The organism is Polynucleobacter sp. MG-28-Ekke-A2 (assembly GCF_035012985.1).
Taxonomy (GTDB): Bacteria; Pseudomonadota; Gammaproteobacteria; order Burkholderiales; family Burkholderiaceae; genus Polynucleobacter.
Genome location: NZ_JAYGQU010000020.1, coordinates 13,652 through 29,053, shown reverse-complemented (window position 1 = coordinate 29,053; position 15,402 = coordinate 13,652). Strand labels below are relative to the sequence as shown.

At 45.9% G+C, this 15,402-nt stretch carries 14 protein-coding genes; 10 read left to right on the top strand and 4 right to left on the bottom strand.

From position 1 onward, the window contains the following. The 7 genes from VC188_RS10100 to VC188_RS10070 form a co-directional block, all read left to right on the top strand. The coding region (locus VC188_RS10100; RefSeq protein ID WP_323483870.1) for an IS3 family transposase at positions 1 to 167 on the top strand (167 nt) is incomplete at its 5' end. Positions 168 to 433: 266 nt separating this feature from the next. Next, positions 434 to 1,696, top strand: a complete 1,263-nt coding sequence (gene oxlT, locus VC188_RS10095) for an oxalate/formate MFS antiporter (RefSeq protein ID WP_215320307.1) — start codon at positions 434 to 436, stop codon at positions 1,694 to 1,696. A 113-nt stretch (positions 1,697 to 1,809) separates the two neighbouring features. After that, complete coding sequence (locus VC188_RS10090) at positions 1,810 to 2,181, top strand: DUF2946 domain-containing protein (protein WP_215320305.1); 372 nt, start codon at positions 1,810 to 1,812, stop codon at positions 2,179 to 2,181. Between the two features lie 79 nt (positions 2,182 to 2,260). Beyond that, positions 2,261 to 4,453, top strand: coding sequence for a TonB-dependent receptor (locus tag VC188_RS10085; protein ID WP_323483867.1), 2,193 nt, complete (start codon positions 2,261 to 2,263; stop codon positions 4,451 to 4,453). Between the two features lie 2 nt (positions 4,454 to 4,455). Beyond that, the gene (locus VC188_RS10080) at positions 4,456 to 5,715 is read left to right on the top strand and encodes a sialidase family protein (RefSeq protein ID WP_323483866.1); all 1,260 of its coding nucleotides are present in this window, start codon (positions 4,456 to 4,458) and stop codon (positions 5,713 to 5,715) included. Beyond that, on the top strand, positions 5,712 to 6,188 hold the full coding sequence (locus tag VC188_RS10075) for a TlpA disulfide reductase family protein (protein ID WP_323483865.1): 477 nt from the start codon (positions 5,712 to 5,714) through the stop codon (positions 6,186 to 6,188). Before VC188_RS10080 ends, VC188_RS10075 begins: the two co-directional genes overlap by 4 nt. 37 nt (positions 6,189 to 6,225) lie before the next feature. Continuing rightward, complete coding sequence (locus tag VC188_RS10070; protein WP_215320296.1) at positions 6,226 to 6,702, top strand: copper chaperone PCu(A)C; 477 nt, start codon at positions 6,226 to 6,228, stop codon at positions 6,700 to 6,702. Between the two features lie 85 nt (positions 6,703 to 6,787). On the opposite strand, the gene ilvD is transcribed toward VC188_RS10070, so the two are convergent. Further along, the gene (gene ilvD, locus VC188_RS10065) at positions 6,788 to 8,479 is read right to left on the bottom strand and encodes a dihydroxy-acid dehydratase (RefSeq protein ID WP_215320294.1); all 1,692 of its coding nucleotides are present in this window, start codon (positions 8,477 to 8,479) and stop codon (positions 6,788 to 6,790) included. 242 nt (positions 8,480 to 8,721) lie between these two features. Between ilvD and VC188_RS10060 the strand changes: the two genes are divergently transcribed. Both VC188_RS10060 and VC188_RS10055 read left to right on the top strand, forming a co-directional pair. Then, positions 8,722 to 9,351 (top strand): response regulator transcription factor, encoded by a 630-nt coding sequence (locus VC188_RS10060; RefSeq protein WP_323483864.1) that lies wholly within the window; start codon positions 8,722 to 8,724, stop codon positions 9,349 to 9,351. 78 nt (positions 9,352 to 9,429) lie between these two features. Further along, positions 9,430 to 10,470 (top strand): helix-turn-helix domain-containing protein, encoded by a 1,041-nt coding sequence (locus VC188_RS10055; protein ID WP_323483863.1) that lies wholly within the window; start codon positions 9,430 to 9,432, stop codon positions 10,468 to 10,470. A 60-nt stretch (positions 10,471 to 10,530) separates the two neighbouring features. Here the strand turns inward: VC188_RS10055 and VC188_RS10050 are convergent, their stop codons facing one another. From VC188_RS10050 to ppa, 3 genes are all read right to left on the bottom strand, one after another. Next, entirely contained in the window at positions 10,531 to 10,869 is a 339-nt protein-coding gene (locus VC188_RS10050; RefSeq protein WP_072583818.1) for a P-II family nitrogen regulator, read from the bottom strand. A 70-nt stretch (positions 10,870 to 10,939) separates the two neighbouring features. Further along, on the bottom strand, positions 10,940 to 12,559 hold the full coding sequence (locus VC188_RS10045) for an NAD+ synthase (RefSeq protein ID WP_323483862.1): 1,620 nt from the start codon (positions 12,557 to 12,559) through the stop codon (positions 10,940 to 10,942). A gap of 32 nt (positions 12,560 to 12,591) precedes the next feature. Further along, on the bottom strand, positions 12,592 to 13,128 hold the full coding sequence (ppa, locus tag VC188_RS10040; RefSeq protein WP_215320286.1) for an inorganic diphosphatase: 537 nt from the start codon (positions 13,126 to 13,128) through the stop codon (positions 12,592 to 12,594). A 182-nt stretch (positions 13,129 to 13,310) separates the two neighbouring features. Between ppa and VC188_RS10035 the strand changes: the two genes are divergently transcribed. Then, positions 13,311 to 15,371 (top strand): sodium-translocating pyrophosphatase, encoded by a 2,061-nt coding sequence (locus VC188_RS10035; RefSeq protein ID WP_323483861.1) that lies wholly within the window; start codon positions 13,311 to 13,313, stop codon positions 15,369 to 15,371. The last annotated feature ends 31 nt before the right edge of the window (positions 15,372 to 15,402 follow it).

The window sequence follows — 15,402 nt, the reverse complement described above, 5'->3', positions numbered from 1 at the left end:
GGATTATGAAAACAGAGTTCTTCTATCGGAGAAGGTTTGAAAGTATCGAATCATTTAAAACAGAACTAAAGGAATACATCCACTACTACAACCATGATCGAATCAAGCAAAAGCTAAAGGGATTAAGCCCGGTGCAATACCGAACTCAATCCCTCGTGCTAACCTAACTAAACTGTCCAACTACTGGGGGTCAGTTCATTCGGGTGGCTTTTTTGCTTTCTGTCGTCACTCGTCTGTAGATCCGCACATCTATTGATTTGCCCTTGTAAAGCTTATATTTCATAGGTTTAAGGCAAGGGTAATCACTAGTGGGGATTTGAGTGAATCTTGATTAGTGTCAAGTATTCCAATGTGTAAATGCTTAAAAATCAAATAACCCAAATTTTTGGGCGTGATGAGTATTTATAAAAAAGTAAAAAATAGGAGATTCAGGATGAGCGGCGAGAAAACTGCAGGACCTTTAGGAGGTCGTTGGTTTCAGCTACTAATCGGCGTTGTTTGTATGTCGATGATTGCAAACTTGCAATACGGTTGGACTTTGTTTGTAAACCCAATCGACGCTAAGTTTGGTTGGGGTCGCGCAGCGATCCAAGTTGCGTTCACTATTTTCGTATTGACTGAAACTTGGTTGGTACCAATCGAAGGTTATCTCGTAGATAAATTTGGCCCTCGCCCAGTGGTTTTTGTTGGCGGTCTTTTGTGCGGTCTTGGCTGGATCATGAATTCCCATGCAGACACACTAACTATGCTCTACGCGGCTGCTGCAGTTAGCGGTGTTGGCGCTGGCGCTGTTTACGGTACTTGCGTAGGTAATGCGCTTAAATGGTTCCCAGATCGTCGTGGTTTGGCTGCAGGTATTACAGCTGCGGGCTTTGGTGCGGGCTCTGCATTAACCGTAATTCCAATTGCAAAAATGATTGCTGAACAAGGCTATCAAGAAACTTTCTGGTTCTTTGGTATTGGTCAAGGCGCAATCGTTGTCTTGTTAAGTCTATTCCTTTCCAAGCCAATTAAGAGTGCTATTACTGCAGTTAAGGCTGCTGTTGCGCAGACTCGTAAAGATTTCCGTCCAATGGAAATGGTTAAGCAACCAGTGTTCTGGATCATGTACCTCATGTTCGTGATGGTTGCTGCGGGTGGCTTGATGGCAACTGCTCAATTGGCTCCAATCGCTAAAGACTTCCAAGTTGCTGGCGTAACGGTGAGCTTGTTAGGTCTAGCATTGCCAGCTCTGACTTTTGCATTAACCATTGATCGTGTTTTGAACGGCTTAACCCGTCCTTTCTTTGGTTGGGTATCAGACAAGATTGGTCGCGAACAAACTATGACCCTTTGCTTCTCTTTTGAGTGCGTAGGTATTCTTGGTTTGTACTACCTCGGTCATGACCCGGTCATGTTTGTGCTGTTAACTGGTTTGGTGTTCTTTGCATGGGGTGAGATTTACAGCTTGTTCCCATCAACCAACGCCGATACATTTGGATCAACTTACGCTGCCGGTAATGCAGGTCTCCTCTACACAGCAAAAGGTACTGCTTCATTGTTAGTGCCACTGTCTAGCGTATTGGTAGCCACTACTGGTGGTTGGGAAGCGGTATTCTGGGTTGCTAGTATCTTGAACGGTACCGCTGCAATCTTGGCTTGGTTTGTATTGCGTCCAATGCGTCGCAAACTCATCGAGCGTTCTGCTGCTATGTAAGTTAGGTTTAAAGCCTAATAAAAAAGGGTCTTCGGACCCTTTTTTATTGCCTGCACCAATACGAGGGCAAATCCAAGATGAGGTTGGGGAAAATCAGATAGAATTCCTCCATCATGAGTTCCTCCAAAAACCGCTTCGTTCACTGGATTGCTGCCTTAGCAATCGCAATGAGCGCGCTGGCGCCAGCCGCATCTCAAGCGGTTTCAGTGGCTAAGCATGGCGAAGGTTTTGCAATGGAGATTTGTTCTGTCGATGGCAGCAAGATGCAAATCGATGTTCAAGATGACGGGAAAGACGTTGCCAATCAAATGAAGCCTTGCCCGTATTGTGTAGCGCAGAGCGTTATCACTCCGGCATTCAACACTAATCTCAGATTTGAAGCTCCGCAGACTTTCGCTTTGCTGCCTCAGCTTTTCTACCAATCACCCAAACCACTTGCTGTTTGGATAACCCCGCCTTCAGCAGCTCCACCAGTACAAGCCTAATCAAATTAGGGCATAGCCTAGCTATGTAGTTGGCAACGATTTAATCAATACGTTGTCGTATTGTTCAGTGGAGCAGTAAATGTTATTTCAGCAAAAGAAAATCAGCGTATGCGTGGGTGTGCTATTTGGGTCTGTACTAATCAACGCGCAAGCACAAATTGCGCAGCCACCCGACTACGGTCAAAAAATAGGTGATGTGGTTGTTAGTGCCACTCGCTCTGGTACCGAGCTAAAGGACATGACTCAAAACACTTCTATTTTGACGAATGAAGATATTCAAAACGTCCCGGAAATGACGGTTGACCAGGTCTTAAAGAATCAAGCAAGTGTATTTTTAAATGATCAACCGTATTATGAAAAGGACCCCACCGGTCAGAGTTTGAATGTCCGTGGTCTTGGTGCTGCGCGGACTCTGGCATTGATCGATGGACTGCCTGCAAACGACGCTATGTATGGAACCATTCAATGGAATCTTGTCCCCCTCTCAGCAGTGCAGGATGTAGAACTGGTTCGCGGTGGCGTCTCCAATCTTTATGGCAACTATGGCATGGGTGGTTTAATCAACATCACTACCAAGCCCATTAACGATAACAAAGGCGAAGTGTCTGCCAGTTATGGTTCATACAATACAAGCAATGTGGCTGCTTCAAAAGAAGTGGCAGTAAATGACGTATTAAAGCTACGAGCATCTGCGGACTACTTTAATACGGATGGTTATATTAACCAGCCTACTATTTCTCCGGCAACAGTCTATCCAGCAAAGAATAGAGCAGGGCAGTCAGCACCTCTATTGCCTGGGATGGGTCCTGAAAGCGCTAACAGTGCAAATTACCGACTTCAAGGAGCCTTGAAATTAAGTTCTGATACGGATGCTTTTTTTAATCTTGGTTCCCACAATATGCAAAATCTACCATCTGGTGGATATAACTTTGCTACCAAGACAACTCAAGAAACTACTTTTTCTGGAGGAGCAACTACGCGTTTGAGCGCAGCGCAAAAGGTTCAGGTAAATGCTTTTTACGAAAACACCACTCTGTGGCAGCAAAATGTCAGTAATAGCGGTGCAACACCAGCTTATATTAGTGCCAACTATAACGATCCTTATTCAACGCTAGGGGCATCTGCGCAATATACCCATGACTTAAAGGATCAAACTATTAATCAGGTAGTAGTAAGTGTTGATGGAAGACAGGTAGCTGCACAGAATTTAACGAATTCCTTTAGTTCTGCTGCTGGATATGCAAATGGAGTGGTTACCTCTTCTGATTACGCAAAAGGTCAGCAACAGTTTTATGGTGTGATGGCGCAAATGAAGGCTAAAACAGATGCCATCCCATTGCAAGCTACTCTCTCACTTCGAGAGGATCAATGGCAAAGCCAGACCCCAACCTATTGGATCGCAGGTGCAAATGGTGTTCAAAATTACACCAATGTCCCTAATCAAACTGCATATAAGTTCAGCCCTAATCTGGGCTTGTTATTACAGGCTACTGAGGAGTGGGACTTTAGGGGGGCGGCCTATCAGGGTTTCCATGCGCCTGGTTTGAACAACACGCTTCGTACTTATGGAAATTCAACGAGCGTTAGCCTGGCCAATCCATTGCTGAGCCCCGAGAACATGACTGGCTATGAACTAGGGACTGACTATCGTTGGAATGCGGGCTTTGTGCAGATCACGGGCTTTAATGCGAATGTAAAAAACGCAGTTTATGCACCCAATGTTTCTCAGGCACAAGCTGCTGCTGCAGGTTGTCCAATCTCAGTTTGTACCGGAGCTAATGGCCAAACATTTAGCTTGTACGGCAATAATCAGAATCTTCAAAGTCGTGGGCTTGAGGTACAGGCACATCATGATCTCAATACTCAGTGGGCTGTTGATGGTACATATACCCATACGAACACCATTCTTACTTGGATTGGCTCGGGGGTTAGTGCATCCTTAAATCCAATTGGATCTCAGGTTGGCGGTGTGCCACAAAACATGGGTTATGCAGGAGTGACCTATATGCCGCTTCCAAAGACCAGTCTGACAGCCAATGTTCGTTATATTGGTAATTCTTGGTTGGATGGCGCGCACACCTTACCAGTTCCTTCCTATGCAGTTGTTGGTTTAAAGGTGAACCATCAATTAACGCCAGAAGCCTCAGTATTTGCCAGTGTGATCAATATGTTCAATCGAAGCTACATCACTTACGGTACGGGAACTAGTCAAGGAAGTTATATCGCCGGGCAACCACAGAGCATTACTGTCGGTGCACGTATCATCTTCTAATTATGAATTCGACCCCATACTCTTTTAATCGATTCGTATTGCTCGGAGCGCTTCTTTCGGGAGTGCTGAGCTTTGCTGCACAAGCTCAAACGCAAATGGATCATTCATCGCATATGGCCGGTGCAAATCCAGCAAAAGTGAGCAGTGTTTGCCAGGGAATTGGGTTGGAGTGTGCCAATGCTGCAACCCCATTTTTTACGCAGGATGGAAGGCTATTGCTGGTATGGACCGCGAGTGGCGTGGTCTCAGTTGCGCAGTCTTCTGATTTAGGAAAAATATTTTCACCAGCAGTCAAAATTGCTGAGCACGGTAAATCATTAGATGCTGGCGCTGATGCACGTCCACAAATTGTTGCTGATAAACAAGGGGATGTCTTTTTGGCATATGCATTTTTCAAAGATGCAAACTGGAATGCGCAAATCAATACTGCTAGATCGACCGATGGGGCAAACACATTCACCAAAGCAGTGTCCTTAGTAAATGATGGCTCCAGTCAGCGCTTTCCATCGGTTCTGATCAAGCCAAATGGCGATATTTTTATCTCTTGGATCGATAAGCGTTTAGTTTCTGCAGCAAAGCAGGGTGGACAAAATCGTCTTGGCGGCTCAATTGCCTATTCTTTTTCTCAGGATGGCGGCAAAAGCTTTCAGGTAGAACGCTTTGCTAATGAGAGTAGTTGTGAGTGTTGTCGCATTGGTGGCAGCCTTGATCCAAAAGACAACCCAGTGCTAGCGTATAGAGCAATATTTCCTGGAGGCATTCGGGATCAGGCCAGCCAAGTGATTTCTGCTTCAGGTGCAGGACCAATCCGTAAGGTGGCTGATGACAACTGGAAAACGGATGCCTGCCCGCATCATGGACCATCCATAGCAGTATCAAACACCGGTACATTCCATGTGGCTTGGTATACCCAAGGCAGTAAGCGCTCTGGAGTCTTTTATGCCAATTCCACCAACCAAGGTGCCACCTATTCCAAGCCTACTCGCATAGGCGCTGAAACTGCCAATGTATCCAGGCCATATCTATTGGCATTGGGCCAGCAAGTTTGGTTGGTATGGAAGGAGTTTGATGGCGTGCAATCATCCGTATATTTAAAAGAATCTAGCGATGATGGAAAAACTTGGGCAATTCCTAAAATACTATCTAGTACAGCAGGGTACAGTGACCATCCCTTGTTGCTAGCTCAAGGGAATCAAGTATTTTTATCCTGGCTTACGCGTAATGATGGATACCAACTCATCAATATTGGACAAAAGCAATGAAAAAATATTGGCTTATTTTTATTCTCACTCTCTCAATGACTGGGTTTGCCTTCGCTGATCCAGTTTCTTTGAAGCCTTATCAGGTGGGAGATTGGAAATCCATCATCAAAGCCGCAAATGGTGGACCTCTGGCTATTAATTTTTGGGGGGTGACTTGCCCATCCTGCGTTAAAGAGATGCCGCAGTGGGGTCTTTTTATCAAAAACAATCCAAGCGCTAAAGTAGTTTTTATTCAGGTTGATGATGTATCAATCGAGTCGATGAAAAAAATGTTGAGCAAAGCAAATCTAGAAAAAGCCAATAATTATTATGTAGCAGCGCCTTTTGATGAGCGCCTGCGCTATGAAATCGATCCTAAATGGCATGGCGAAACACCGACAACCATAGTGATCGATAAAAATGGTAAAGCTACCAGAAAAACAGGCTTAGTAGACTTTCAGCAATTACAAAATGCTTTGATGGTTAAACCATAATTAAATGTATCGCTTATCAATTACCGGGAGAATGTAAATGAAGACAAAACTATTAGTAACACTGTGTGCCGTTGCGGGGATGGCTTTCGTAGGGACGACATGGGCGCAAAACGTTTCCAAAACCGTCACTACTAACGCTATCAAAATTGAAGATGCTTATACCCGTGCTACAGTTCCCGGTCAGCAGGTAGCCGGTGGCTTTATGAAGATTGAAAATAAAGGCGCTGCTGATCAATTGATCTCTGCTAGCTCACCTGTTGCAGGTGAAGTGCAGCTCCACGAGATGGCAATGGAGGGCAATGTTATGAAGATGCGTCAGGTAAAAGATATTACTGTGCCAGCAGGTGGCGCTGTTGAATTAAAACCTGGCGGCTTGCACTTAATGTTTATCAACATCAAAGCTCCATTAGCTGCAGGTGAAACCGTTCCCGTGAAGCTGAAGTTTGCTAAGGCAGGTGATGTTGAGGTCAAGATGCCAGTTAATGCAATGGGCGCTGGAGCTATGAAGCACTAAGTCATTAAATTAGGCGGTAGTGGCAATAAAAAAGCCCCTAGTTTTATCTGGGGGCTTTTTCTTTGAAGGCTTTTACTTAATGAACTTAGTCACCCAAGTTCAAGTCAGTTACCGCACCTTTACTTGCAGTGCTTGCAAGGCGAGCGTATTTTGCTAATAAGCCACGAGTGTAGCGAGGCTTAGGTTGCACCCAAGCTGCGCGACGCTTGGCAATTTCTGCTTCATCAACGTTCAATTGAATCAGTAGTTGATGGGCATCAATCGTTACCGAGTCACCTTCATGAATGAGGGCAATTGTGCCGCCTACGTAGGCTTCAGGAGCTACGTGACCCACAACCATACCCCAGGTGCCACCAGAGAAGCGGCCATCAGTGATGAGGCCTACAGACTCACCTAGACCTTGCCCTACAAGAGCAGAGGTTGGGGCAAGCATCTCACGCATCCCTGGGCCGCCTTTAGGGCCTTCATAACGAATCACAACGATGTCACCATCTTTGATCTTCTGGGCCATGATGGCTGCCATGGCATCGTCTTCAGAATCAAACACACGGGCTGGACCAGTGATCGATGGATTCTTGAGACCAGTAATCTTGGCGACGCAACCTTCTGGAGAGATATTACCCTTCAAAATTGCCAAGTGACCTTGTTTGTACAAAGGATTGTCTAAGGTGCGAATCACTTTTTGATCAGCGCGCGGTACTGACGGAACATCTTTTAGCACTTCGGCGATTGTTTTGCCGGTAATGGTCATGCAGTCACCGTGGAGTAATCCGCCATCAAGCAAAATCTTCATTACTTGTGGAATACCGCCGGCTTGATGTAAATCTGTTGCAAGGTAAGTGCCAGATGGTTTCATATCGACGATCACAGGAACGCGTTTACGAATACGCTCGAAGTCATCGATAGTCCAATCGATTTCAGCGGCACTAGTAATAGCCAAGAAATGCAATACGGCATTAGTTGATCCGCCAACTGCCATGATTACGCTAACCGCGTTCTCAATCGATTTCTTAGTAATGATGTCGCGTGGACGTAGATTATTTTTGACTGCCTCAACCAGGACGCGGGCTGATTCTGCAGCGCTGGCTACTTTCTCGGCATCTACGTTAGCCATCGTAGAAGAGTAGGGCAAGCTCATGCCCAAAGCCTCAAACGAAGAGCTCATTGTGTTCGCAGTGTACATACCGCCACAAGAACCGCTGCCTGGGCAAGCGTGCTGCTCCACGCCTTTTAAATCTTCCTCACTCAATCGACCGGAAGTAAATTCGCCAACCGCTTCAAATGCAGAAACAATATTGAGTTCTTTGCCCTTGTAATGACCCGGTTTAATCGTGCCACCATAGACATAGATGCCGGGCACATTTGTGCGGGCTAAAGCCATCATGCCACCAGGCATATTTTTATCGCAACCACCAATAACTACTACGCCATCTTGCCAAAGACCGTTGACACAAACTTCAATACTGTCAGCAATCACTTCACGTGACACCAGGGAGTACTTCATGCCCTCAGTGCCCATGCCGATGCCATCAGAAACAGTTGGTGTGCCAAATACTTGTGCTTTTGCACCGGCCGCTTCTAGAGCTTCAACAGCAGCATCGGCTAATTTTTGTAATCCACTATTACAAGGGGTAATAGTGGAGTGGCCATTCGCAACGCCAACCATCGGCTTTACGAAATCCTTTTCTTCGTAACCCATTGCGTAATACATCGAACGATTAGGTGCGCGAGCGACCCCTTCGGTGACCATGCGCGAGCGTTCATTAAGGCGTTTCATGCTTATTACTCCAGAAAAGGTTTGTGTCGAAAGGCTCTATTGTGCCGTGAGATGTCCTTCAGGGTGCCCAAATCGAAAGAGTGGATTAGTGAAGGTTAGGGGGCACATTATAAATATTGCACTGCAACACAAAATGTTAATGAAATCATTGATTTAAGTGTAAATATTAGCTTGATAGCTAATAGCTTAGTAAAAGACACTGCATTACATTTATTCATCTATTACTTTTTCCTTTGAATTCAATGACTAAAGTCGGCCACATATACCTAATTGATGATGATGAGTCCATGCGTATTTCTCTTTCGAGAATGCTGCGGGAATTGGGTTATCTGGTAGAAGACTATGCTTCTGCGGCCGTTTTCTTAGAAAAGTCTGTGCCAGTCTCGCCAGCAGTCATTCTGTTAGATATGCAGATGCCGGATATGACAGGGCTTGATTTGCAAGAAAAGCTCCTCATGCTTGGTCGTAAGACCCCGATCATTTTCGTTAGTGGCCAAAGCCATCCCCATCAAATCGTTCAGGGTTTGAAGAAGGGAGCATTGGATTTCTTATTCAAGCCATTTAATTTAGAAGAGCTCTTAAAGGCAGTTGCTGATGCAGTTGATTTTGATAGCCGTCAGCTAAAGCGTGTTTCGCTAGATGTGGAAGCCAAAAAGGATTATGAGAGCCTCACTCCAAGAGAGCGCGAAGTATGTGGGTGGCTTGTTAAAGGGTTGTTAAACAAGGATATCGCCGTCAAGCTTGGAACTACCGATGTCACAATTAAGGTTCATAAGGCTAGGGTGATGGACAAAATGCATGCAGATTCCTTGCAAGTGCTGGTTAAAAAGTATCTTGAATCTAACCTCGAAAATCATCCTTTAAATAATTAGCTTTGTGGCTAATTACCCATGTACCATTTTGGGATTACTATTAAAAGTATCAAATACTTATAAGACGGTTATAGCTCAGTGAACAAGCCAGTCAAACTTCCGGAGATTCTCAAAGAAGCATTTACCAAGGCTAGAGAAAGCCAGGGTTTAAGCACGAAAGATTTGTCTGGCATGGCATGTCTCTCTGTTCGTCAAATTGAGCAGATTGAGAATGGTGAGAGCAGTAGTTTTTATGGCGCTCAAGTGAAGTTCACGGCAGCAAAAAAAGTGGCTGGCTTATTAAAGCTCACGCCAGAAGATGCATTTGATTTCTCTGGCGTTGTTCAGCCCGCTAAAGCAGTTGAAGTGGAAGAGCAATTGCAGGTTGAGGCAAAAGCCCCTGCGGTAGAGAAAAAAGCAAAGTCTGTCAAAGTAACTAATACACAATCAGAAGAAAAAGAGGCTAGTCCTGCAACGGTAGAAAAAGTTGCAGAGCCGACATCTGAAAAAACTATTGCCAGCAAGATTACACAAACGGCTATTGATTACGGCGTAAAGTCAAAAGTATCCGTAGATCCAAAAAAGAAAATATTCTTACTCCTAGCAATTGGTGCGGCAGTAATATTTTCTGTAGTGAACCTAAGGCCGTTATTTTTTCCGGAACCTGTCAAGGAAGAGGTAGTTGTCATTCAAGAGGTGGTTCCAGAGCCTCCGCCAGCAGTAGAGTCAGCAGCAGATGCGAAGCCTGCTGCCGCTCCGGTCTCAGAGCCTGTTCCGGTCGCGGTAGCTGCCTCAGCTGAATGTCCGCCTGCAGATGCCTCTGTAATCAATTACAAGCCAGATGCCCCTAAAAAAGCCGGTGATATGGTTTATCTGCAATCAAAGACTGCTCAAACAGTATGTGTGGTGGATGCTACCGGTAAGACCCAGAACAAAATGCTAGAGCCAGGAGTGGGTGCGAGTGTTTATGGCAAGCCACCATTGAAGGTGCTCACTGGTGGTCTAAATCAAGTAGATTTGTATTACCAGGGCGCGAAGGTTCGCATTGGTAATACTAGTAGCAAGACAATCATTTTGGAGCAGGCTGAAATTATTCAGCCTGCAGCTCCATCAGTCTCTACAGACTCTCAACTGCGTTAATCCAAATAAAAACAGCGGCTTGTTAAGCCGCTGGATTAGTACGTTACGTTAAATCTATTTTCATACTGCTGCGTTATCGGTTTCACCCGTACGAATACGAATCACTTGCTCTACTGCAGTCACGAAAATCTTGCCATCACCAATCTTGCCGGTGCGTGCAGCTTTAGTGATTGCCTCAATAGCAGCTTCAACACGGTCATCAGAGACCACGGCTTCTACTTTTACTTTAGGTAAAAAGTCGACTACATACTCAGCGCCACGATAGAGTTCAGTATGGCCTTTTTGACGGCCAAAGCCCTTAACTTCAGTAACGGTCAGACCTGTAACACCGACTTCTGCCAATGACTCACGAACTTCATCGAGTTTGAACGGCTTAATGATGGATGTAATTAATTTCATGTGTTCTCCCTAATGCACTAATCATACCTAGATCTGCTCTGAAATACCAAAAATCGACCCGCTGAACGTTCTAGGCTCTAAATTGGGAGGTAATGGGGTAGCGCCAATCGCGGCCAAAGGCACGAGTGGTTACACGGACTCCCGGTGGGGCTTGGCGACGCTTATATTCATTAAGCTTGATTAAGCGGGTTACTTTTTCTACGCTCTCGGCATCAAAGCCTGCGGCAATGATCTGGGCAATCGATTGGTTTTGCTCCATATAGCGCTCAACAATGCCATCCAGCACTTCATAAGAGGGCAGGCTATCTTGATCTTTTTGGTCTGGACGTAACTCTGCCGAAGGTTCGCGGGTCAGAATTCGCTCCGGAATCACTGGCGTAATACTGTTGCGATAGGCGCATAGGCGATACACCAAAGTCTTGGCGATATCTTTAATGACTGCAAAGCCACCCGCCATATCGCCATAGAGTGTGCAGTAGCCGACTGCCATTTCACTCTTGTTGCCGGTAGTCAAAACAAGTCGACCTGTTTTATTAGATAGGGCCATCAGCAGAGTGCCACGAACGCGTGCCTGAATATTCTCTTCGGTAGCGTCTACTGTTAAACCTTTGAATTGCTCTGCGAGAGAAGCTTCTAAAGCATCTACTGGTCCACTAATCGGAATCTCGTCGTATTGCACGCCTAAGTTCTGGGCCATCTCCCGTGCATCGATCCAAGAGATATCGGCGGTATAGCGAGAGGCCATCATGACGGTGCGTACCTTGTCAGCACCCAAGGCATCCACGGCAATTGCCAATACCAGGGCTGAATCTACACCGCCGGATAGGCCAATAATCACGCCAGGGAAGAGATTTTTAGTGACATAGTCACGTACACCCAAAACCAGCGCTTGATAGGCCTGTGCCTCAACGGATTGGGGTGGGGTGATCAAACCTTTTTCTAGCTCGCCAGATGCTGTCACTGTAACAAGGCCTAGACCGGTTTCAAACTGAGGCATGGCCATCACGACTTTGCCATCACTATTTAATGCAAATGAGCCGCCATCAAAAACCAATTCATCCTGACCGCCAACAGCGTTGACGTAAACCAGTGGCATTTTGGTTTGTGCAATATGCCCACGGAGCACTTCAATACGCAAGGCTTCTTTTTGGAGGTGGTAAGGAGAGGCGTTGGGGACTAACAATACTTGTGCGCCAGCAGCATGAGATTGTTTGGCGGGACCTGCATGCCAGGCATCTTCACACAAGATCAATCCATAGCGAACACCTTCGCATTCAAAAACACAAGCTTGATTACCAGGCACGAAGTAGCGAACTTCGTCAAATACTTCATGGTTAGGTAATTCTTGTTTTGCGTAGCCCGCAATGACCTTGCCGTTTCGTAAAACAGATGCGTAGTTTTGCAAACCTGCGGATGTTTGCTTAGGATGACCGACGATCACTGTCAGATCAGCATGCTGAGCTAGCTCTTTCATCAAGAGTTCTAGCTGTAATTGCGCCGCTTCAATAAAAGCAGGGCGGAGGAGTAAGTCTTCTGGGGGGTAGCCGGTAAGCGAGAGCTCCGGGGTGACTACGAGTTTGGCGCCTTGAGAGTAGGCATCTAAAGCGGCTTTGTGAATAAGTTGCGCGTTGCCAGCCAAATCACCCAGTAATGGGTTGATTTGGGCTAAGGCAACTTTCTGCGCGCTCACTCCGAATCACAAAGCCTTTTCAATAAAAAAAATTACTTGTTCTCTTTGTTATAGCGCTCAATGCCTTCAAGAATTTCTTTATGAGCATCAGCAACGCCACCCCAGCCTTTAACTTTTACCCATTTGCCTTTTTCGAGATCTTTATAGTGCTCGAAGAAGTGTTGAATTTGATTCAAGCGCAATGGGTTCATGTCTTCAGGTTTTTGCCAGTGTGTATAGATAGGCAAAATTTTGTCTTCTGGAACGGCCAATAATTTAGCGTCTTGACCAGCCTCATCTTCCATTTGTAGGATGCCAATTGCACGGCAGCTTACAACTACACCTGGAATGAGTGGGAATGGAGTAATCACGAGAACATCAACGGGGTCGCCATCACCAGCAATCGTTTTATTGATGTATCCGTAGTTACATGGATAGTGCATTGCAGTACCCATAAAACGGTCAACGAAAATTGCGCCAGACTCTTTATCCACTTCATACTTCACTGGATCAGCGTTCATTGGGATTTCAATAATGACGTTGAAGCTTTCAGGGATCTTTTTACCTGGCTTGACTTTTTCGAGACTCATAAATACTCCGAATAGTGATTAGTAAATACCCTGATCCTATCAAGGGGTGGCAGGGGTGATTCTGTTACATACTGGTACAGCTTAAAGACCATAGTTTAAAGCTTTCGCAAACCAGGTCTACCTAAGTGGAGTTATGCAAAACAATAAAGATTAACAAATGATTAACTTTAGGGAGTTCAAGCATGAGTAATGTCACTTTAGGCTTGTATTTTGCCTTAGCGTGCGGTGTTCTCGCCGTGATTTATGGTTTTGTGATGCGCGGCTGGATTTTGAGGCAGAGTACGGGCAACGCCAAAATGCAAGAAATTGCCGAGGCGATTCAGCAGGGTGCGGCAGCGTATTTGTCACGCCAATATAAAACGATTGCCGTGGTTGGGGTGGTTCTGACCATTCTCATGGCGCTCTTCCTTGATTTTGCAACCGCGATTGGATTTGTCATCGGTGCAGTGCTTTCTGGTGCTTGTGGCTTTATTGGTATGAATGTCTCAGTACGTGCAAACGTACGGACAGCGGAAGCAGCAACCAAGGGGATGAACGAAGCGCTCAATGTGGCATTCAAAGGCGGTGCAATTACCGGCATGTTGGTAGTTGGCCTTGGACTCTTGGGCGTTGGCCTATTCTTTATGTTCCTTGTATCGATTGGCGCTGGACAAGATCTCTCTTCTGTATTACATCCCCTAATCGGTTTGGCATTTGGTTCTTCTTTAATTTCGATCTTTGCCCGTTTGGGTGGTGGCATCTTTACTAAGGGTGCAGACGTTGGCGCTGACCTAGTTGGCAAGGTTGAAGCTGGCATTCCGGAAGATGATCCACGCAATCCCGCGGTGATTGCCGATAACGTTGGCGATAACGTTGGTGACTGCGCAGGTATGGCAGCAGACTTATTTGAAACCTATGCGGTAACGTTGATTGCAACAATGGTACTGGGATCATTAATGGTTTCTAGTGCGCCAGTCGCAGCAATTATTTATCCACTAGTACTAGGTGGCGTTTCTATCATTGCCTCCATCATTGGTTGCTCATTTGTAAAAGCAACACCTGGTATGAAAAATGTGATGCCTGCTTTGTATAAGGGGTTGATCATTGCTGGTGGTTTGTCATTGATTGCTTTCTACTTTGTAACCAACTTCATCATGCCGGATGATGCATTAGGTATCCCTGGCAGCCAATGGCGTTTGTTTGGTTCAACCGTAGTGGGCTTGTTGCTTACAGCAGGTTTGGTATGGATTACCGAGTACTACACCGGTACCCAGTTCAAGCCAGTGCAACATATTGCTGAAGCTTCAACCAAAGGTCACGGTACCAACATCATTGCTGGCTTAGGTATTTCGATGAAGTCAACTGCTTATCCAGTTCTCTTTGTTTGTGCGGCGATTTTTGCAGCGTATTGGTTGGCTGGTTTATATGGCATTGCAATTGCAGCAACAGCCATGTTGTCCATGGCAGGTATTGTGGTTGCGCTTGATGCATATGGCCCAATTACAGATAATGCTGGTGGTATTGCAGAGATGGCAGGCTTGCCACAATCTGTTCGCGATATTACCGATCCATTGGATGCGGTTGGCAACACTACTAAAGCAGTTACTAAAGGCTATGCAATTGGTTCAGCTGGTTTGGCATCGCTCGTACTCTTTGCTGACTACACCCATGCTTTAGAGGGTATGGGCCAACAAGTGTCTTTTGACTTGTCCAATCACATGGTCATCATTGGCCTCTTTATTGGCGGCATGATTCCTTACTTGTTTGGTGCGATGGCGATGGAAGCAGTAGGTCGTTGCGCTGGCGCGGTAGTAGAAGAGGTGCGCCGTCAGTTCCGTGATATCCCTGGAATCATGGAAGGCACTGCAAAGCCAGAGTACGGCAAAGCTGTCGATATGCTGACTTCTGCAGCTATTAAAGAGATGATCGTTCCTTCCCTCTTGCCAGTAGTAGCCCCAGTTGTAGTTGGTCTCTTGTTAGGACCTGCAGCATTGGGTGGTTTGCTCATGGGAACTATCGTGACTGGCCTATTCGTAGCGATCTCGATGTGTACCGGTGGTGGTGCTTGGGATAACGCCAAGAAATATATCGAAGAAGGTCACTTCGGCGGCAAAGGTTCTGAAGCTCACAAAGCGGCAGTGACTGGCGATACCGTTGGCGACCCTTACAAAGATACTGCGGGCCCTGCCGTTAACCCACTCATTAAGATCATCAATATCGTGGCATTACTCATCGTGCCACTCTTGCCAATGGCCTCTCGTTAAGTAATGAGTAGTCATTAAATGCAGTAGCAAT